This window comes from Mesorhizobium sp. KACC 23794, from assembly GCF_052180275.1.
GTDB lineage: Bacteria > Pseudomonadota > Alphaproteobacteria > Rhizobiales > Rhizobiaceae > Kumtagia.
Window position 1 is genome coordinate 5,814,047 of sequence record NZ_CP197465.1, and the last position, 18,919, is coordinate 5,832,965.

An 18,919-nucleotide genomic window follows, 5' to 3' on the forward strand; every position below is an offset into this window, starting at 1 on the left:
ATGGCTGAACAGCCGAAACGCATGAACCTGATCCAGTTGACCTTCATCGTCGCGGTCAACATGATGGGCTCGGGCATCATCATGCTGCCGACCAACATGGCGAAGGTCGGCGCGATCTCGCTGCTGTCCTGGATCGTAACCGCGCTGGGCTCCATGGCGATCGCCTACGGTTTTGCGCAGGCTGGGCTATTCAATCAACGGCCGGGCGGCATGTCTGCCTATGCCGAAGATGCCTATGGAAAATCCGGCTATTTCCTCGTCTTCCTCCTCTATTTCCTGTCGCTGGCCATCGGCAACGTCGCGATCGGCATCTCGGCCGTCGGATACCTCGCATCATTCTTCCCCTGGCTTTCATCGACGCCGGTGGCCACCTGCATCGGGGTCATCGCCCTGCTGTGGCTGACCACGGCCGCGAATTTCGGCGGTCCGAGCGTCACCGGGCGCATCGGTTCCTTCACCGTCTGGGGCGTCATCATTCCGGTCGGACTACTCTCGATCATCGGCTGGTTCTGGTTCAGTTCGGCGACCTTCGCGGCCGCCTGGAACCCGCATGGACTGAGCCTGGCGGAAGGCATGGGTTCCAGTATCGCGCTGACGCTCTGGGCTTTCCTCGGCATGGAATCGGCCGCGCAAAACTCCGCCGCGGTCGAGAATCCGAAGCGCGACGTTCCGCTGGCATGCCTGTTCGGCACGCTCGGCGCGGCGGTCATCTACATCCTTTCGACAACGGTCATCCAAGGCATTGTGCCGAACGAGGAACTCGCCAAATCGACAGGTCCGTTCGGCTTGGCCTATGCCCACATGTTCAGTCCGGTCGTCGGCTCGATCATCATGATCCTTGCGATCGTCGCCTGCCTGGGCTCGTTGCTGGGATGGCAGTTCACCCTTGCCCAGACCGGAAAATCCGCTGCAGATGAACGGATGTTCCCCGCCTTCTTTAGCAAGGTCAACCGAATGGGCGCGCCTGTCACCGGGATGATCGTGCTTGGAATAGTCCAGACGCTGCTCGCTCTGTCGACCATATCGCCGACCCTGAGCGAGCAGTTTTCCGCCCTGGTCAATCTCGCGGTCGTGACCAATGTGATACCTTACATCATCTCGCTGTCGGCACTGATCATTATGATGAAGTCGGCTGGCGTCGGCGGCGCAAAGTACAATTTCAACGTCGCCATCGCCCTGGTGGCGATGCTCTACAGCACCTACGCGCTCTATGCGTCCGGCCATTCCGCTGTCATGGGCGGCATGCTGGTGACCGCCATCACCTTCATCATCTGGGGCTTCATCGCTCCTCGTTTCTCGGCACGAACGGAAGCGGCGAGCGGACGCAAGCCTGCCGTGCACGGGCTTGCGGCAGAGTAGGCGTCGAGAGGAGATCGGTCATGTCCAATGAACGGAACACCCACCGCCGCTATCGGGTCGTGGCTTGGCTTGCGGCAGGCTTTGCACTCAACGCGATGCTTCTCGGCGCCACCTCCGTGCAAGCGGCGGCCCTCGACAAGATCCGCCAGGCAGGCAAGGTGACATTTGGCTATTGGGCGGACGCACGCCCGTTTTCCTTCGCGGAAGGAAGCGGCGGGCCGGCCGGCTATTCGGTCGCCCTGTGCGGCAAGGTTGCAGAGGAGATCAAGGCCGAACTCGGCGTAGCCGAGTTGGACGTCGAGTGGGTGCCCATAACGCTCGGGGAACATTTTGCAGCGCTCGAACAGGGCAAGATCGATCTCGTGTGCGCAAGCTCTTCCGTCACGCTGGAGGCCCGCAAGCAGGCTTCCTTCTCCATCCCCATCTATCCGGGCGGCATCGCAGCGATGCTGCGGGCCGACTCGTCGAAGGCCTTGCAGGATGTGCTTGCGGGGCGTCCGGCGTCGGGACCGATCTGGCGCGGATCGCCGGCCCAGATCGTGACCGGCAAGACGTTCGCGGTGGTCAAGGACACCACGGGCGAAGCCTGGCTATCGGAGCGGCTCCAGCATTTTCAGCTCACTGCCACCGTTGTTCCGGTCGCCGACTACAAGGCCGGGGTGTCGAGCGTACTGGATGGCACGTCGAACGTCTTCTTCGGCGAACGTCCTACCCTGATCGAAGCTGCCGCAGGCAGTCCGTCGCCTGACGACCTGATCATCCTCGACAGGCTTTTCACATCCGAGCCCGTTGCCTTGGCGATGGCCAGAAACGACGACGATTTCAGGCTCGTGGTGGATCGCGCGCTGAGCGAATTCTTTCCATCCACCGACTTTCGGGAACTCTATACCAAATGGTTCGGTGCACCCGATGACAGGATCGTCACCTTCATCCGTCAGAGCGCCCTGCCGGAGTAGGTTCTTGAAGCTTCGCGCGGAATTGAACCACTTCACGGCAACAATGGTCAGGATATTTGGTATCGTACCGGCATCACCATGATTCGAAGGGGACGATTCATGAAACAGTTTTCGCTCTATCTGTCGCGCAGCGTGCATAGGACAATTGCCTTTCTCGCTGTACTTGTATTCTGCGGAAGTCAGGTGATGACATGCGCTTCGGCCGCGGAGCAGGATATCGCGCCCGGCGAGGAGTACGCCCCGCTCGCGACCACGCCCGGAGTTCCCTTCGACATCGCCTTTGGAGTCTCATTGACGACCGACTATGTCTCGCGCGGCATAACCAACAACAACAGCTCGCCGGCAATTCAAGGCTACATCGAACCTTATATCGAGCTGCCTACTATCGGCACGGCCTATGTGAATGTCTGGGCGTCCAACGTCGACTACGGCGAAGGGTTCGAGGGCGCGGAGATCGATGTCGCGGCGGGTATCAGGCCGCAATTCGGCCAGCTTTCCCTGGACCTCGGCTATGTCCATTATTTCTACTCGCCGAAGCATGTCAGTCCCGACTACGGCGAAATCTTCGCCAAGGCCGACTACAATTTCGACGACAAGCTCACGGTCGGCGCGCGCGTCTTCTTCGCGCCGGACTACAACCAGAGCGGAAACACAGCCACCTGGGTCGCTGCCGGCGTCAGGGTGCCGTTGCCCAATGACTTCTCGGTCTATGGCGGCATCGGATACCAGTTCTTCGAGGACCCCGACGCTTTCGAGCAGCTCGCCTGGACAGCGGGCCTGTCTTACAACTGGAAGGCCGTCACTTTGGATCTGCGCTACTGGGGCACGGATCTCTCGGATAACGAATGCGTCGCCCGCAGCGGTTTCTCGGACGGTTGCGACTCGCGCGTCGTCGCGACAATATCCTTTGACACGAGCTGGTCGGAAGCCAAGGACTGGATGACTGGCAAATAGGAAAGTGGCTACACGACATTTTGCCGGCCGGCTCCATAGGGCAGCCGGGACGATGTAGTGGGGCAGGCAATTGCCTTATCCCATTCCGATCGAGCCCCGGCGGACTCGAGGTTAAGGCGAGCATTTCTGATATTCGCGCGAGATCTCGGGAAAATCCGGGTCGATGCGATGGAAATGTTGAGCGTCGACCAGTTTGAGAGAGACCGAAATCTCGTCGAACATAATCGAACTGGCGCAGTTCAGGCTTACCTTATACAGGCCCTGGTTCTCGCTTACACGGCCGATGCTGCAAGTCGACATCGGTCCGATCATTGTTTTCCCTCGGATGATTATACCCGTGTTGACGGACGAACCCCTGTCGCGGAATTCCGGCTGGCCGTTGGAGAACTCGAACACTTGCGGGCACTCAGTGCCGACCATGCTCCACGCCCCTTGAAGCGCGCCCTCCGACTGAGCCAGCGCCTCGCCGCCCGTAAGCACAGACGCGAACACCACGAGGCTCGCCGATAGCCTCCAGCGATACACCAGAGATGCAGGCTTTCCACGCCTTTTGGTGTCCTTCAACGTTCGCATCGCGGCTAACCTCTCCCGAAAGACATTTTCTCCGAAACTCGCTCGTCGCCGGTTTACCCGCTCTGAAACCGGGAATATCGCCACTTGATCGCGACATGGATGGGGACGCCGGCAAGGATGAGCAGGAATCCGAGAAAGACCGTTTCGGCACCGGCTCCATAGACCGCCCATACCGCGTAGACGAAGCCCACGAGCCCAAGCAAGGCGATCTTCAGTTTGCCGGGACCGGGGGTAAATCGACCCGTCCGCAGCGCTATCATCATCTCGGCGAGCGAACAGAGCGCATAGGGCAGCAGGCTCGACATGACCGCGAGCAGGATGATCTTATTGAAGGCCCCGACAAGGCCATGTGCGAAGTTCATGATGACAAGCAGCGATGCCAGCGCATTCGAGAAGATCAGCGCGTTGGCAGGCGTTCCGTAGCGGCAAAGATGCCCCATGCGTTCCGGGAAGACGCGGTCGAGAGCCGCGCCGTAGGGGACCTGCCCGGTCAGCAGGGTAAACCCATTGAGCGTGCCGAAGGTGGAGATAATCGCGCCGATGGCGACCAGCACTCCCCCGACCTCTCCCCACATCCGACGCGAGACTTCGGCAAGCGGAGCCGATGAGGTCGCCAGCGTCGCTGAAGGCACCACGCCAATGGCAACGGTGGTGACCGCGATGTAGACCGCCGCTGCGATCAGCACACCTACGATTGTGGCGCGGGGAATGGTTTTCTCCGGATCGACGACCGAGCCTGAAGGAACCGTGGCCGACTCGAGGCCGAGATAGGCCCACAGGGTCAGCGCCGCAGCCGCCGAGATGGCGGCGAGATTGGATTGTCCGCTGGTGTTTAGCGGTGAAAAGTTGGCCGGTTCGACCCAGAAAAAGCCAACCGTCCCTATCAACCCCAGCGGAACCAGCTTCAATATGGTGGTCGCAATCTGAACGAGACCGGCCCCCGCCACGCCGCGGACATTCACCAGCGTAAGGGTCCAGATGGCCGCCAGCGCAACCAGGAGGCTGTAGGTGTTCGAATCCCTGATCGACGGAAAAAGATAGCCAACATATCCAGCCAAAGCGACTGCGACCGCCGCATTGCCTGTCCAAAGAGCGATCCAATAGCCCCAGGCAATGATGAAGCCGGCGAATTCACCGTAACCCGCTTCGGTATAGGCGTATGGGCCACCGGTCTTTGTCACGATCCGCGACAACCTGCCGAAGATGATCGCCAGAACCAATGCGCCAAACGATGTCACGACCCATCCGGCCAGCGATATCGGCCCGAAGGCTGCCAAGGATGCGGGAAGCAGGAATATGCCCGATCCGATCATGTTGCCGACGACCAAAGCCGTGCACGCGGCCAGTCCGAGCCCGCTGGATTTATCCTGTGCCGTTATCGAGGTCGCATTGTCTTGTCGCGACATCAAAACGGCTTTCGAGCCGTTGCGAGGAAGTATGGGATCGGAAGCATCGCCTGAGCGCCATGTTTGAATGGTTTGGCCTGCTTCACACTATCGCAAGATGGCGTTGGACCGAGGTAACTTACGGTCAACTTGGCCTTCGCCACATCCGGCAAAGAAAGCGGCAGGTCACTGACCGCGCTCCGCAAAAACGCCGATGAGGCTGAGGTTGTGGAGGATGATCTGAAGACCAAGCGCAACCTGCGTCACGCCAAGAACCACTCCGAAAATCTGCAGGATCGTACCAGCCCATTTCAGGATCGTTGCGGCGAAAAGCATCGAAATCCAATTGAGGGCGAGGATCAGGAGGACGATACCGATCACCACCGTACTGCCTTCGAATTGGCCGTCGGCAAGCGTTGCGAAGACGATTACTGCGGCCACCCCTTGAGGGGTGACGATGATCGGGTACGCGATCGGCATCAGGGCAAGCCCGACGGTCTGCTCAAAAACGTCGTCTCGATAGATTCGAGAAGGCGTTCCACCCTGCATCACCGTCTGCAGCGCCACCAGGAACAGGATCGTGCCTCCGGTCAAGGCGAGCACCGGCAGCGAAATTCCAAAATTTTCGAGCATGGTCCGTCCGAGGAGCCCCGCGACAAGCAAGGCTGCGGCCGAGAACAATATGGCCCGGCGGGCAATTCGGCGGCGCATGGCGAGGTCGAAACGCTGCGTCAGATCCTGGAATGGAACCAATATCTTGATCGGGCCAAGCACAAGGAAAAGCATGAGGAAAATCTTGAAAGGGCCGAATTCCATCCGATGGCCTCACTTGTCCTGGCTCCAAGCAAGGCGCGGTGGATGCAACCACATTGGAGGAACCTGCCGCCGTCTGCGGCCATGCCTGGAATGGCGTGGCATCGTCGGCTGACGGAGCTTTGTCCCTGTCACAACGATTGCCGCGCTTTCTGCAGAAATTGCTCTATCTCGGTCTCAAGACCAGGGATCAGCGCGCGAAAGTCAGCGACCTCGAGCCTGTTGGCTCCATCAGGAAGCGCTTCGAACCACGACAGACTCGCGCGAGCGAGCATGTATTCCTCGCAGATTCCGCGAAACGTCTCGTCCCTGAGTATCAGGCGGCGAATCAGCCCACCGTCATTCGGAAAGCGGGCGATGATCTGCGTAAGGTCAAGGCGTGCCGCATTCGCGCCAGCCATGTTGCTGCCTCCCGCGCTACCGCCTTCACGTTAGCGCATTCCCACGCGCCGCAGATGTTAATCACTGTTTCAAATAGGTTATTGTAGCTGTTTCAAGATCCATATCATTCCTGTATAGTGGTCAAACAAAGCAGAATGGCGGCGCGTTTGAACCGCCCCCCGATTGTTTGTGAGAACGAAAAATGACCGGGAGGGAGCTCGGCTGGGGGGAGAAGAAAAGCGAGCCTTCTCCGCAAGCCGTGCGGGAGGCTCTCGCCAGGATATTATCGTCTGAGGATTTTGATGCGACCGACAGGTTGCGCAATTTTCTGACTTACGTTGTCGAAGAGACGCTGCAGGGTCGGCCCTCGCGCATCAAGGGTTATAATATCGCAACTTCTGTGTTCGGACGTGACGACAGTTTCGATCCGCAGGTCGACTCGATTGTGCGGATCGTGGCCGGTCGATTGCGCCGATCTTTGGAGCACTATTATCTCACAAGCGGCCGCAGTGAGAGCATACAGATCCACATACCAAAGGGTTCCTACGTTCCGACGTTTGACCAAATGATCCAGGATCCTCCGGTTGCTGCGACGCCCCAGGAAGACAGGCGCCCGATCGCGGATGGCGGACCTTCGATATTCGTGGAGGCCTTCACGGAGGAAGGCGACCATTCGGCCTTTCCGCACTTCGTGACCGGATTGACCAGGTTGCTTGTGGTGGGTCTCAGTCGTTTCTCCGGGCTGCGGATATTCGGTCCGGAAGCGGGAACACTTGTCGAAGGCGCCGAGGCTATGAAGGCCGCCTATGTGTTGCGCGGCGGCGCAGCCATCACTGGCGAGCGGTTCTGGGTGGATATTGTCTTCGCCGAGCAGCGCAGCGGTCGAACGATCTGGGCGGACAGTTTCGAGCGGTCCATGAGCCCGGGCGAGATATTCTCCCTGCGCAATGAGGTGGCGAACCGTATCGTTCAAATGCTGGCCCAGCCCTACGGGATAATAAGCAGCGACCGCGCCAAGGACAGTGAGGGCTCTCCCCCCGACCAACTGGGCAGCTACGGCTGCGTTCTTCGTTTTCACCAGTATTGGCGAACATTCGACCCGCAATTGTTGCCTGAGGTCCGCAGATGCCTGGAACTTACGGTCAGGCGCGAACCCGGTTACGCGGATGCGTTCGCCTGCCTATCGCTGATCTACTCGAACACGTATCGTTTCCATGGCGATACGGTGCCGCCGGACTCCGACCTGCTTGATCGTGCCCTAGCCCTGGCCGACCGCGCGGTCGAGCTGGCTCCGAACTCGAGTTGGAGCCATTATGCGAGGTCGCTGGCTTACTGGTTCATCTACGATCTGGACTCCAGCATAGCCTCCCTTGAAGCTGCTCGGGCAATCAATCCCAACGATACGGCGATAACCGCCGATCTGGGCCAGAGGTATGCGATGCTGGGCAAATGGGATCGGGCGATCCCGCTTCTCGAGGAATCCTACGCACGGAATCCCGCCCAGCCTGGCGGCTACCGGATTGGCCTCTTCCTCTATCACTATGCGCATGGGCGATATGAGGAAGCACTGATGCAAGCCAGGAAGATGGGCAGCCTCGTGATTTACGGCCCGGTCGCTGTGGCGATGGCGGCCGCTGAGCTCGGGCGCGATGAGGAAGCGGCTCGCGCCGTCAGGCGCATCATGGCGATCGATCCAGACTACGGTGACCACGTCCTGATAGATCTGGAAAAGCGCAGCCTGCGTCCGGATCTCGTCGGGATGGTTGTCGACGGCTTGCGCAAGGCCGGACTTCCGGGGCGGGACCTGTCGAAAACCGTCAGCACGAAAGCCTTTGGCGAACGCCGTCGCAGACCCTACGGTGAAGGCCAATAGAGGGCAAAATTCAAAGCTTACTGTAATTTACGCGGCCACACTCGCTTCTGCCGTCGCCTTCCGTCTATACGGTATGTTTGGGGATTCCTGCGTGGAAAACGGGTAGCAGTGGCATGGACAACCAGATTCATCCGGTGGCTATCGATCACCTCCCTCCCTTCATAACGGCCCCGGGCCAGACCGACATCCTCTTCAACATCATGATCGTGGTCCTGATCGTGATGATCCTGCTTCTCGGCGCATTCTATTTCCGGCTTCATGCGTTGCCCGAACGCCTGGCGCATCGGGCGAACCGGACCCAGATCGAGATCATCGGCGTGCTTGCCCTGATTTCGCTTTTTACCCACAACCACCTGTTCTGGATCGCCGGCCTGCTCCTTGCGATGGTTCAGTTCCCGGACTTCAGGACGCCGATGGTTTCGATCGCGGATTCTCTCGGCCGCATCGCCAGCCGTTACGATCAGCCGCCCTCGCCGCCGCAAGCTGCCGTCCCCGCGGCGCCAGAAAATCCTGTTGTTGCGCAAGCGCAGCAACCTTCGCAAAGCGTTTCCGGCGAAAAGGCGTGAAGCATGGTCGAACTGTTCCTATGCTCGCTGCTGACGATCTTTCCTGATTTTCTGTTTCGGCGGTTCGTGCAGGGCAAAAGGATCGGTCGAGAGATCACGATCTATACGGTCTGGTACGAACTGCGGTACGGGATCACCGCGTGCCTTGTCCTCACCATCGCGTTGATCACGCTCATCTTCTACTTCCATCCCGCAAGCAGCAATGTCACGGCCGCCTTCCGCACCGTGACAATCCTGCCGGAGAAGAACGGGCGCGTTGCTGAGGTCTTCGTGAAGCTCAACGAAGAAGTGAAGGCCGGTACCCCGTTGTTTCGGCTCGACAGCAGGGAGGAGGAGGCCGCCATGGAGACGGCTCGCCGGCGCTCGGCAGAGGTCGATGCCCAACTGCAGGTCGCGAAAATGGAACTCGCGGCGGCGGACGGCAGGATCACCCAGGCCGAGGCCGCCTACATGCAGGCGCAGGACGAGCTGAATACGAAGACCGAATTGATGAAGCGCAACGCCAACGTCGTCACCCAGCGCGAATTGGAGCGGCTGAAGGTCGCCGCCGACGGGCGCGAGGGAGGAGTGAGAGAGGCCCTTGCCAGCAAGGAGGTGCTGCAGACCCAGATCTCAAGCCTGCTTCCGGCGCAGAAGGCAAGTGCGGAGGCCGCACTGGCGCAAGCCCAGGTGGAACTGGACAGGACAGTCGTGCGCGCCGGCGTCACCGGCGTGGTTCAGCAGTTCGCGCTGCGCGCCGGCGACGTCGTGAACCCGATGATCCGGTCCGCCGGCATCCTGGTCCCCACCGAGAACAGGCGAGTCGGACTGGTCGGGGGTTTCCTGCAGATCGAAGCGCAGGTGATGAAGGTCGGCATGATCGCCGAGGCGACCTGCGCCGCCAAGCCGTTCACCATCATCCCAATGGTTGTCACCGAGATCCAGGATGTGATCGCATCCGGCCAGGTCAGGCCGACTGACCAGCTTGTCGATGTGACCCAATTGGCTCGTCCCGGAACGATCACCGTCTATCTCGAGCCGCTCTGGCCAGGCTTGCTCGATGGCATCCCACCCGGCAGCAGTTGCATTGCCAACGCCTATACGAACAACCACGACGAGCTTGCATCGCCCGATATCAGCACAGGGCGCTGGCTCTATCTGCACCTGATCGACACCGTTGGGCTTGTCCACGCCCTGCTGTTGCGGCTGCAGGCGATTCTGTTGCCGATACAGACGCTCGTTCTGAGCGGTCACTGACAAAGCGGCGTGCCGGAGATGAAGCTCAATCTCCAGTCCTTGCCCTTCGCACCGAGCTTTCGTGGCTATCGCCTGCCATGGCTTCGCAACGATGTCTCAGCCGGCCTGGCGATCGCCGCCGTCGGCTTGCCGAGCGCGATAGCATACCCGGCGATCGCCGGGCTTCCCCCGGAAACAGGGCTCTACGCCAGCATCACGCCGCTGGTTGCCTACGCATTGTTCGGGCCCTCGCGGCAACTCATCGTCGGGCCTGATGCGGCCACGATGACGGTGCTGGCGGCGGCCATGGCGGCGGTGTTGGCGGCCGCGCCGGGGGCCGATCGCGTCGCCGTCGCAGCAACCATGGCGCTGTGCGTGGGCGCGCTCTGCCTTCTGGCGCGGGTGCTTCACCTCGGCATCATTGCCAGCTTTCTATCGCGGCCGATCCTCATCGGCTTCTTCGCCGGTATTTCGCTGTCGATCATGATCGGGCAGATCAAGAGGGTTACAGGCGTATCGGTCGAAGCCGACGGCCTGATTTCTCCTCTGGTCGAACTCATCCAGAAGGCAAATCTGATTCACTGGCCGTCCCTGTTGCTCGCGGCAGTCATGTTCGCCCTATTGCAGGTGTCGACGGCGTTTCGCTCGCCCGTTCCCGGTCCGGTGCTGGTCGTCGTGATCTCGGTCGCATTGTCCTTTGTCTTCGATTTCCAGGGACACGGGATTGCCGTTGTAGGTGATGTCCCCACCGCGCTTCCCAGCCTTCGTCTGCCGCCGGTAGGCGATCTGCCGTTCGATCTCATCCTGTCCGGATCGGCCGCGATCTTCCTGGTCAGCTTCGGCGCTGGCATCGTCACGGCGCGCAGTTTTGGCGCTCGCGGCGGCTACCGTGTCGACGCCGATGGCGAGCTTGTCGGCTTCGGCGCGGCCAATGTCGCGGCTGGCTTGTTCGGCACCTTCCCGGTAACGGCATCGGATTCCAGAACGGCCATCAACGCCAATGTTGGCGGACGCTCGCAGATGGCGAGCATCGTGGCGGCCGCAGCACTCATTGCCACCTTGCTCTTCCTCAGCGACGCGTTGAAGATCCTGCCCGTTCCCGCGCTTGGTGCGATCCTGGTCGCCGCCGCGATAAGCCTGATCGACCTGGGCGCGTTGCGACAGATATGGCGCATCAGCCCGATGGAGTTCGTGTTCGCGCTGATCGCGCTGTTCGGACCAATTGGCCTCGGCGTCCTGTACGGAGTTATCATCGCGATCGGCGCGACGCTGCTCTACGTGCTGCGCCAGATGATGTTTCCGCGTGAAGCAATGCTGGGCCGGATACCGGGGCGCGACGGTTTCTACAAACTGCATCGCAGCCCAGCCGCTCGCGCCGTTCCAGGGCTTGCCATCACCATCGTTCAGGGCAGCCTGCTTTTCTTCAATTCGGATTATGTCGAGACGCGGCTTCGCGCCATTGCCGAGACGCTGTCTGACGAAACCCGGTGGTTCGTGCTCGACGCCAGCGCAATCGCCCAGATCGACAGCACCGGCGCCGGCATGCTCGGCGATTTCGCCACCGATCTCGCCAACCGAGGAATAGCCGTTGGCCTGGCGGAGTTGCATGCCGACGCGCGCGCATTGCTCGAGCGCGCCGGTGTCCTGGCCAGCATCGGCCCGGCGATGATCTTCGACGATCTCGACGATGCCCTTCGCGCCTTCGAAGCCCGCAGCGTCGAGACGTCGAACTCACCAATGCCGTCATAGCACGGCTTAACAGGGAGGGAGCAGCGATGAGCAAGAAAAAGAACAGGAAGGCTGATCAGGAGCCGCACGAGAAGAAGACCGAAGCGGCCGATGCGCATTCTGCCTCAGATATCGGGCAAGAATCGGAAAAGGAAAAGTCCGGCGGCAAATACACCAGGGAGCTTGCCCGCCTGCAGATCGAGCTTGCCCATTTGCAGGCTTGGGTGAAATCCACCGGTGCGCGCGTGGTGATCATCTTCGAGGGACGAGACGCCGCCGGCAAGGGAGGACTTATCAGGCGCATCACGGAACGCCTCAGCCCTCGCGTATTCCGGATCGTCGCTCTGCCTGCGCCGTCCGACCGCGAGAAATCCCAAATCTACATGCAACGCTACATCCGCCATCTACCGGCGGCGGGCGAGGTCGTGATCTTCGACCGCAGCTGGTACAACCGGCCGGGTGTGGAACGGGTGATGGGTTACTGCTCCGAAAAGCAGGCTCAACGCTTTCTGGAACTGTGCCCCGCTTTCGAGGCTGCGATCGTCGAGTCCGGCATCACGCTGCTGAAATATTTCCTGACGGTCAGCGAGCACGAGCAGGAGAAACGCTTCAGACGACGCATTGAAGACCCGCTGCGGCAGTGGAAGCTAAGCCCCATGGACCTCGAGTCCTATCGGCGCTGGTGGGACTACTCCAAGGCCTATGACGAAATGCTCCGCCTTACCAACTCGCCTCACGCGCCATGGTGGATCGTGCAATCCGACGACAAGAAGAAGGCGCGCATCAACTGCATCACCCACCTTCTGAAGGCCCTCCCCTACGAGCCGCCGAAATTCGAGGAGCCGAAGCTGGGCAAGCGGCAGAAACGACCGGACGACTACGTCGAGGATTCCTCCCCGCGCAATTTCGTACAGGACGTCATGTTTTGAAAGGCGAGCCCGCCACGAGCGGGCTCCCACCTGTCATTTTGTCTCGGGAGCCCAGCTCAGGAAGAAGCCGACATCGCCCGGCATGCCGCCGGGGAAGTTGATGATCATCGCCTTGAGCTTATAGCCTTGAGGCTTGCCGAACGCCTGGTAGCGCTCGAAGAACTCCTTGGCTTTGCCCTGCAGGGTCTGCGGCCAGGCCGGGTCGTTGCTGTTGATCGCGCGTCCGCTGTCGGTGCAGAGTTCCGACGGGAAACTGTAGACCATCGCCTCGAGCTTGCCAGCTTCGACGGCGATCATGACCAAGCGTCGCACGGTCGCGATCTCTTCCTCGGTCACGTGATGGCCGAGGAACTCGTCCGTGAACTTGGTGAGTTCCTTCTGCTTGGCGTCTTGTTCCCTTCGATACTGCGATACTTTTTCCATCTCCTTTTCGAGCAGCTTCTGGCGGAGCTGGGCGGCGGATATGGGCGTCGCTGTCGGGTCGATCGATTTGTCCGAGGCCATGTCGATAGGTCCAGTCAAGGTTTCCGATCTCACAGATTACCATGGCAGGAGCGCCATTTTGCAGCAGTCCACCGAGGCCAAATCGAAGATACGGTAATATACCCAACGGGCATGCCCACGACAGGCCTCCTAGCGTTTGCTTCGGGCAAGCGCCGACTGACACCAACGGTGTTCACGATCAACGCCAAGTTGAGCAAGTAGTCGATCTATATCCGACCGACAGTCTCATGCCGTGGGGGTACTGGACCAATCCACACACGTAAAACCTAGTAATTAACCCTGCGCGACCTATGAACAGGCCATCCTCCGTTCAATTGTAGCCAACGGCGTCGCCGCTCCGCATGGGTCGACTATGTCCGTTGGCGTCTGGGCTTGAGGAGGCTGGTCTGACGGCGAGAGTAATCTGCTGCGACAAGGTGCAATCGGTCAGTTTTCTGAGGAGCCGCGATGGCTCCGCTCCAGATGAAGGGCGCCATGACGCCGGTATTTCTCACAAGGTTAGCCAATGGCTCCGATCGAGCTTTCCGCCGGTCGTCCCGATCACCTCGGCGTCGTTGTGACGATCTGGTGATCCTGTGTTCGTAGGCGGCAAGCCTGGAGGGGAATGATGCGAGAGTTCGGTGTGCATTCGGAAGTCGGCAAGCTGCGCACCGTGATGGTGTGCAAGCCTTCGCTTGCGCACCAGCGGCTTACTCCCGGCAACTGCCACTCCCTGCTCTTCGACGATGTCATCTGGGTGCACGAGGCGCAGAAAGACCATTACGACTTCACGCTGAAGATGCAGGAGCGCGGCGTCGAAGTTCTGGAACTTCACGATCTGCTGGCCGAAACGTTCCACGTCGGAGAAGGCCGCAGCTTCGTACTCGACCGGCTGATAACACCCAATTCCGTTGGCTTTCAGAACGCCGCCTTCATGCGGCCGTGGCTGGACGAATTGAATGCGAAACATCTTTCGGACTTGATGATCGGCGGCATTACCGTCGCCGATCTTCCCGAGAGCATCGGCAAGGGGATGATGTCCGAGGCGTTCGGCGACGCCGAATTTATCCTGCCGCCGATCCCGAACACGCTTTTCCAGCGCGACCCGTCCTGCTGGATTTATGGCGGCGTGACCTGCAATCCCATGTACTGGCCGGCCCGCAAGCCTGAAACGCTGTTGCAGCGTGCCGTCTACAAGTTCCACCCCTCCTTCAGCGGCGGGAACTTCAAGATCTGGTGGGGCGATTCCGATGAAGGGTATGCCCACGCCTCGATGGAAGGCGGCGACGTGATGCCGATCGGAAAGGGCGTCGTCCTCATTGGGCTCGGGGAAAGGACAACCCATCAGGCCGTCGGACAGGTGGCGCGCGAACTGTTCAAGAGCGGCGGCGCGACACGCGTCATCGGCTGCCTGATGCCCAAGAGCAGGGCGGCAATGCATCTCGACACGGTATTCACCTTCTGCGACCGCGATCTGGTGACCGTGTTTCGCGACGTCGTCGACCAGGTCCGATGTTACAGCATCTATCCCCTCGACGAGAGCGGTGCCTTCGAGGTTCACCGTGAGGAAAAGCACTTGCTGCAGGTGGTGGAGGAAGCACTTGGAATCGGCAAGCTGCGGACGGTGACGACGGGCGGCAACGTCTACGAGGCCGAGCGGGAACAATGGGACGACGGCAACAATGTCGTCGCGCTCGAGCCGGGCGTTGTCGTCGCCTACGACCGCAACCCCCACACCAATACGCTGCTTCGCAAAGCCGGGGTCGAAGTCATAACGATCCGCGGGTCCGAACTCGGGCGCGGGCGCGGCGGCGGACACTGCATGACCTGCCCGATCCTGCGCGACCCGGCCTACTGAACATCTGGAGGAGTGGACTGATGAGCCTGAACCTTCGCAACCGCTCGCTTCTGACCGTGCAGGATTACTCGCCACGGGAGTTCCGCTATCTGCTCGACCTGGCGCGCGACCTCAAACGCGCCAAATATGCCCGCACCGAGCAGGAGCATCTGAAGGGCAAGGAGATCTGCCTGATCTTCGAAAAAACGTCGACACGCACGCGCTGCGCCTTCGAGGTCGCCTGCCACGATCAGGGCGCGCATGTGACCTATCTCGATCCTGCCGGATCGCAGATCGGCCATAAGGAATCGTTCAAGGACACCGCGCGCGTTCTGGGCCGGATGTTCGATGCCATAGAATATCGGGGCTCCGCCCAAAAGGGTGTCGAGGAACTCGCCCGATATGCCGGCGTACCCGTCTACAATGGGCTGACCGACGAATACCACCCGACGCAGATGCTGGCGGATGTCATGACGATGCGGGAGTTCAGCGACAAGCCTGTCTCCCAGATCAAGTATGCCTATGTCGGCGACACGCGATCCAACATGGGCCACTCCCTCCTCATCGTCGGTTGCCTGATGGGAATGGATGTTCGGATTTCCGGGCCGAAGTCGCTCTGGCCTTCGGACGAATACATGACGATCGCCAACGACCTGAAGGAAAAATCGGGCGCACGGCTCACCGTCACGGAGGACGTCAAGGCGGCGGTCAAGGATGTCGACTTTATCCACACCGACGTCTGGGTTTCCATGGGCGAGGCTAAGGAGGTGTGGAAGGAGCGCATCAAGCTTCTTACCCCATACCAGGTGAATTCCGGCCTCATGAAAGCCAGCGGAAACTCCCAGGTGAAGTTCATGCATTGCTTGCCTGCGTTTCACGATACGCAGACGACGCTCGGCAAGCAGATCGCCGAGGACTACGGCATGAGCGACGGTCTCGAAGTCACCGACGACGTGTTCGAATCCGAGGCGAATGTCGCGTTCGAGCAGGCCGAGAACCGGTTGCACACCATCAAGGCGCTGCTGGTCGCCACGCTCGGGGATTGAGATGCGCATCGTTATCGCACTGGGTGGCAATGCGCTGCTGCGGCGCGGCGAACCGATGACGGCGGACGTCCAGCGGCGCAACATCCGCACCGCCGCCGAAGCGATCGCGCCGATCGCCGGCGACCATCAGCTCGTGATCAGTCACGGCAACGGCCCGCAGGTGGGCTTGCTGGCGCTCCAGGGCGCTTCGTACAAGCCGGACGAGGCCTATCCGCTCGACGTCCTTGGCGCCGAGACCGAGGGCATGATCGGCTACATGATCGAGCAGGAACTCGGCAATCTTCTGCCTTTCGAGGTCCCTTTTGCCACCTTGCTGACGATGGTCGAGGTGGACGGCGACGATCCCGGCTTCAAGAACCCGACAAAATTCGTCGGGCCGATCTATGACGAGGGCGAAGCAAAAAGGATCGAGAAGGAGAAGGGCTGGGTTTTCAAGCTCGATGGCGCGAAATGGCGGCGCGTCGTCCCATCGCCGGCGCCAAAGCGAATCTTCGAGATCCGGCCGATCCGATGGTTGCTGGATCATGGTACAGTGGTCATCTGCGCCGGCGGCGGTGGCATTCCGACCATGTATGCGCCGGGCAAGGATCGGCAACTGATGGGTGTCGAGGCCGTCATCGACAAGGATTTTTGTTCCGAGCTGCTCGCTCGGGAACTCGATGCCGATTTGTTCGTCATGGCGACCGACGCGGAGGCGGTTTTCACCGGCTGGGGAACGCCGGAGCAGAAGGCGATCCACCGCGCCAGTCCCGAGGCGATCTCCGCCTACAAGTTTCCCGCAGGCTCGATGGGCCCGAAAGTCGAGGCCGCCTGCCAATTCGCGGAGGCAACCGGGCGAACCGCGGCGATCGGCGCGCTGGCCGACATCGCGGCGATCGCTCGAGGCGAGAAAGGAACGCTGGTCAGCAAGGAGTTTCAGGGCGTAGACTGGCATTCGTGACCAGCGTCGGCCCTTGGGATGCGAGGTATTGGCAATTGCCGGTCCTGATCGGAAGCGGGATAGCGAAGCGCGAAAGCTGGAGGCTTGAGCCGGCGAGGGCCGGCTTGTCGACGCCGCGCCTACTGGCGATAGCCCTCGGGTCTCTCGTCCTTATGGCAGCGGCCAGCGAGAACGCCAGCCGTCGGGATATCGATGCGTGCACGCAGGAAGCCAGCCGGGTAACATCTGCCGATCCGGATGGCGTTGCGGTCAAACAGGCAGAGGCTTTGCCAAACGATCCTCTTCTGTTCGAGGCGGTTGCGGCGTGCCTGAATTCGAAGGGCTATGTGAGGGTGCAGGACATCGGCGGCGTCTGCGATGATTTTATTCTGCCCCAATGCTTCGAGCGAAACTGAACCCAGGTTGCAGCACTGACACAGGGGAGTTGAAACATGACCTTCAACACCATTTTAAGAGCGGCCGGCGCTGCGGCGTGTATGGGCCTGATGATATGCGCGGCCTACCCGACGGCTGCTCAGGAACAGAAGACGGCGGCCGCTCCAGCCGCGCCTGTGGCGCAGGCGCCGGAGCCATTGAGTGCCGACGAGCTTGAAGTGCTGGTGGCGCGCATCGCGCTCTATCCGGACGAGTTGATCGCGGTGATCACAGCGGCGTCGCTTTATCCGCTGCAGATCATCGAGGCGCAGCGCTATCTCGACGCCTACGCCAAGGACAAAAACCTCAAGCCGAAGGAAAGCTGGGACGGCAGCGTGGTGTCACTGCTCAACTATCCCGAAGTCGTCAAGATGATGAGCGACGATCTCGAATGGACGCAGCAGCTCGGCGACGCCATCGCCTACCAGCAGAAGGACGTGCTGATCGCCATCCAGCAGCTGCGCGAGGAGGCGGTCGCCAAAGACATCGTCAAGACCGACGACAAGATGAAGGTCGTGACGCAGGGCGACAACATCGTCATCCAGTCGGTGAACACCGAAAAGGTCTACGTGCCGCGCTACGAGCCGCAGATGCTCTACGTGGAGAACTATCCACCCGAGCCGATCACCTACTATCCGGAGCCCTACCCCAGCTACTGGTATCCAACGGCAACCTTCTTCGCCGGCGCGGTGACCGGCGCGATCTGGGCGGCGGCCGTCGACTGGGACGACTGGGGCGTCTGGGGCGGCAATTGGGACGGCGGCGACATCGATATCGACTGCAACAAGTGCTTCAACGACATCGATTTCGACGGCAAGCTCAATTTGAAGGACGTCGACTGGAAAAACATCGATCGCTCCAAGATCAACTTCGACCGGGATCAGCTTGCAAAATTCGACCGGACCAACATCAAGAACAGGGTCGAAGCGAACGGCAGGAACAACATCGGCAACCGGGCAGCCAACATCCGGCGCGACAGACCCACGAACAATCCGGCCCGCGCGGCCAAGGCCCAGGACATCCGCAAGTCCACTCTTGAAGGTCTCAAGAACAAGCCACAGGGCGACCGGGCACGAGCCGGCTCCGATCTACCAAGGCCGACGGCGCGGCCTGATGGAGCGAGGCGCGACGCTGCTCGGTCCGACGCCAAACGGCCGGCCAACGTCAACCGCCCGGCCGGCAAGCCGAAAGCCGGCGGCAAGGTCAACAAGCGGCCCAACAAGCCGTCCGGGCTGGGCAATGTCGATCGCGGCAAGGTCTCTAAAGTTCAATCCAATCGCGGTCAGAAATCAATGGGCGGCGGCCAGCGCGGCGGCGGACGAGCCATCCAGCATGGGGGCGGCGGCGGACGCAAAATACACGGTGGAGGCGGCGGGCGGTCGATGGGCGGCGGCGGCAGACCCCGCGGTGGCGGCGGCGGTCGTGGTGGCGGCGGGCGCAGGCGTTGAGCACGGACAAGGGAGCAGA

18 protein-coding genes are annotated in these 18,919 nt (G+C 60.8%); 13 read left to right on the forward strand and 5 right to left on the reverse strand.

Going from position 1 to position 18,919, the window contains the following annotated elements:
- The 3 genes from potE (at position 1) to ACSBOB_RS28330 (ending at position 3,269) form a co-directional block, all read left to right on the forward strand.
- The gene (gene potE, locus ACSBOB_RS28320; protein ID WP_442579355.1) at positions 1-1,359 is read left to right on the forward strand and encodes a putrescine-ornithine antiporter; all 1,359 of its coding nucleotides are present in this window, start codon (positions 1-3) and stop codon (positions 1,357-1,359) included.
- 20 nt (positions 1,360-1,379) lie between these two features.
- On the forward strand, positions 1,380-2,315 hold the full coding sequence (locus ACSBOB_RS28325; protein WP_442579356.1) for an amino acid ABC transporter substrate-binding protein: 936 nt from the start codon (positions 1,380-1,382) through the stop codon (positions 2,313-2,315).
- Positions 2,316-2,501: 186 nt separating this feature from the next.
- Positions 2,502-3,269: a TorF family putative porin gene (locus ACSBOB_RS28330; RefSeq protein ID WP_442579357.1), complete on the forward strand. Its 768-nt coding sequence runs from the start codon at positions 2,502-2,504 to the stop codon at positions 3,267-3,269.
- Between the two features lie 111 nt (positions 3,270-3,380).
- Here the strand turns inward: ACSBOB_RS28330 and ACSBOB_RS28335 are convergent, their stop codons facing one another.
- The 4 genes from ACSBOB_RS28335 to ACSBOB_RS28350 all read right to left on the reverse strand — a co-directional run bounded on the left by ACSBOB_RS28335 (position 3,381) and on the right by ACSBOB_RS28350 (position 6,441).
- On the reverse strand, positions 3,381-3,833 hold the full coding sequence (locus tag ACSBOB_RS28335; RefSeq protein WP_442579358.1) for a hypothetical protein: 453 nt from the start codon (positions 3,831-3,833) through the stop codon (positions 3,381-3,383).
- A gap of 62 nt (positions 3,834-3,895) precedes the next feature.
- Positions 3,896-5,248 carry an amino acid permease gene (locus ACSBOB_RS28340; protein WP_442579359.1) on the reverse strand — a complete coding sequence of 451 codons (1,353 nt, stop codon included), beginning with the start codon at positions 5,246-5,248 and terminating at the stop codon, positions 3,896-3,898.
- Positions 5,249-5,413: 165 nt separating this feature from the next.
- Positions 5,414-6,001, reverse strand: coding sequence for a MarC family protein (locus tag ACSBOB_RS28345; protein ID WP_442579360.1), 588 nt, complete (start codon positions 5,999-6,001; stop codon positions 5,414-5,416).
- A 170-nt stretch (positions 6,002-6,171) separates the two neighbouring features.
- Entirely contained in the window at positions 6,172-6,441 is a 270-nt protein-coding gene (locus ACSBOB_RS28350; RefSeq protein ID WP_442579361.1) for a hypothetical protein, read from the reverse strand.
- Between the two features lie 182 nt (positions 6,442-6,623).
- Between ACSBOB_RS28350 and ACSBOB_RS28355 the strand changes: the two genes are divergently transcribed.
- The 5 genes from ACSBOB_RS28355 (at position 6,624) to ppk2 (ending at position 12,732) form a co-directional block, all read left to right on the forward strand.
- Positions 6,624-8,294 (forward strand): tetratricopeptide repeat protein, encoded by a 1,671-nt coding sequence (locus ACSBOB_RS28355; RefSeq protein ID WP_442579362.1) that lies wholly within the window; start codon positions 6,624-6,626, stop codon positions 8,292-8,294.
- A gap of 113 nt (positions 8,295-8,407) precedes the next feature.
- Positions 8,408-8,860 (forward strand): hypothetical protein, encoded by a 453-nt coding sequence (locus tag ACSBOB_RS28360; protein WP_442583864.1) that lies wholly within the window; start codon positions 8,408-8,410, stop codon positions 8,858-8,860.
- Positions 8,861-8,863: 3 nt separating this feature from the next.
- Positions 8,864-10,096, forward strand: coding sequence for an HlyD family secretion protein (locus ACSBOB_RS28365; protein ID WP_442579363.1), 1,233 nt, complete (start codon positions 8,864-8,866; stop codon positions 10,094-10,096).
- 18 nt (positions 10,097-10,114) lie between these two features.
- The gene (locus ACSBOB_RS28370; protein ID WP_442579364.1) at positions 10,115-11,824 is read left to right on the forward strand and encodes a SulP family inorganic anion transporter; all 1,710 of its coding nucleotides are present in this window, start codon (positions 10,115-10,117) and stop codon (positions 11,822-11,824) included.
- 26 nt (positions 11,825-11,850) lie between these two features.
- Positions 11,851-12,732: a polyphosphate kinase 2 gene (gene ppk2, locus ACSBOB_RS28375; RefSeq protein ID WP_442579365.1), complete on the forward strand. Its 882-nt coding sequence runs from the start codon at positions 11,851-11,853 to the stop codon at positions 12,730-12,732.
- 33 nt (positions 12,733-12,765) lie between these two features.
- Here the strand turns inward: ppk2 and ACSBOB_RS28380 are convergent, their stop codons facing one another.
- On the reverse strand, positions 12,766-13,236 hold the full coding sequence (locus ACSBOB_RS28380; protein WP_442579366.1) for a histidine kinase: 471 nt from the start codon (positions 13,234-13,236) through the stop codon (positions 12,766-12,768).
- 607 nt (positions 13,237-13,843) lie between these two features.
- On the opposite strand from ACSBOB_RS28380, the gene ACSBOB_RS28385 reads away from it, so the two are divergent.
- Genes ACSBOB_RS28385 through ACSBOB_RS28405 form a run of 5 tightly spaced genes read left to right on the forward strand, consistent with a single transcriptional unit; the run spans position 13,844 to position 18,900 of the window.
- Positions 13,844-15,073, forward strand: coding sequence for an arginine deiminase (locus ACSBOB_RS28385; RefSeq protein ID WP_442579367.1), 1,230 nt, complete (start codon positions 13,844-13,846; stop codon positions 15,071-15,073).
- A 20-nt stretch (positions 15,074-15,093) separates the two neighbouring features.
- Positions 15,094-16,098, forward strand: coding sequence for an ornithine carbamoyltransferase (locus ACSBOB_RS28390; protein ID WP_442579368.1), 1,005 nt, complete (start codon positions 15,094-15,096; stop codon positions 16,096-16,098).
- A 1-nt stretch (position 16,099) separates the two neighbouring features.
- Positions 16,100-17,038 (forward strand): carbamate kinase, encoded by a 939-nt coding sequence (gene arcC / locus ACSBOB_RS28395; protein ID WP_442579369.1) that lies wholly within the window; start codon positions 16,100-16,102, stop codon positions 17,036-17,038.
- A gap of 35 nt (positions 17,039-17,073) precedes the next feature.
- Positions 17,074-17,433 carry a hypothetical protein gene (locus tag ACSBOB_RS28400; protein WP_442579370.1) on the forward strand — a complete coding sequence of 120 codons (360 nt, stop codon included), beginning with the start codon at positions 17,074-17,076 and terminating at the stop codon, positions 17,431-17,433.
- 36 nt (positions 17,434-17,469) lie between these two features.
- Positions 17,470-18,900: a DUF3300 domain-containing protein gene (locus tag ACSBOB_RS28405; protein ID WP_442579371.1), complete on the forward strand. Its 1,431-nt coding sequence runs from the start codon at positions 17,470-17,472 to the stop codon at positions 18,898-18,900.
- Positions 18,901-18,919: the final 19 nt, after the last annotated feature.

Bases quoted from the DNA above. Each gene is read 5' to 3' on its own strand.
- potE (WP_442579355.1), top strand. From the start codon at position 1: ATGGCTGAACAGCCGAAACGCATGAACCTGATCCAGTTGACCTTCATC.
- ACSBOB_RS28325 (WP_442579356.1), top strand. From the start codon at position 1,380: ATGTCCAATGAACGGAACACCCACCGCCGCTATCGGGTCGTGGCTTGG.
- ACSBOB_RS28330 (WP_442579357.1), top strand. From the start codon at position 2,502: ATGACATGCGCTTCGGCCGCGGAGCAGGATATCGCGCCCGGCGAGGAG.
- ACSBOB_RS28340 (WP_442579359.1), bottom strand. From the start codon at position 5,248: ATGTCGCGACAAGACAATGCGACCTCGATAACGGCACAGGATAAATCC.
- ACSBOB_RS28350 (WP_442579361.1), bottom strand. From the start codon at position 6,441: ATGGCTGGCGCGAATGCGGCACGCCTTGACCTTACGCAGATCATCGCC.
- ACSBOB_RS28355 (WP_442579362.1), top strand. From the start codon at position 6,624: ATGACCGGGAGGGAGCTCGGCTGGGGGGAGAAGAAAAGCGAGCCTTCT.
- ACSBOB_RS28360 (WP_442583864.1), top strand. From the start codon at position 8,408: ATGGACAACCAGATTCATCCGGTGGCTATCGATCACCTCCCTCCCTTC.
- ACSBOB_RS28365 (WP_442579363.1), top strand. From the start codon at position 8,864: ATGGTCGAACTGTTCCTATGCTCGCTGCTGACGATCTTTCCTGATTTT.
- ACSBOB_RS28370 (WP_442579364.1), top strand. From the start codon at position 10,115: ATGAAGCTCAATCTCCAGTCCTTGCCCTTCGCACCGAGCTTTCGTGGC.
- ppk2 (WP_442579365.1), top strand. From the start codon at position 11,851: ATGAGCAAGAAAAAGAACAGGAAGGCTGATCAGGAGCCGCACGAGAAG.
- ACSBOB_RS28380 (WP_442579366.1), bottom strand. From the start codon at position 13,236: ATGGCCTCGGACAAATCGATCGACCCGACAGCGACGCCCATATCCGCC.
- ACSBOB_RS28385 (WP_442579367.1), top strand. From the start codon at position 13,844: ATGCGAGAGTTCGGTGTGCATTCGGAAGTCGGCAAGCTGCGCACCGTG.
- ACSBOB_RS28390 (WP_442579368.1), top strand. From the start codon at position 15,094: ATGAGCCTGAACCTTCGCAACCGCTCGCTTCTGACCGTGCAGGATTAC.
- arcC (WP_442579369.1), top strand. From the start codon at position 16,100: ATGCGCATCGTTATCGCACTGGGTGGCAATGCGCTGCTGCGGCGCGGC.
- ACSBOB_RS28405 (WP_442579371.1), top strand. From the start codon at position 17,470: ATGACCTTCAACACCATTTTAAGAGCGGCCGGCGCTGCGGCGTGTATG.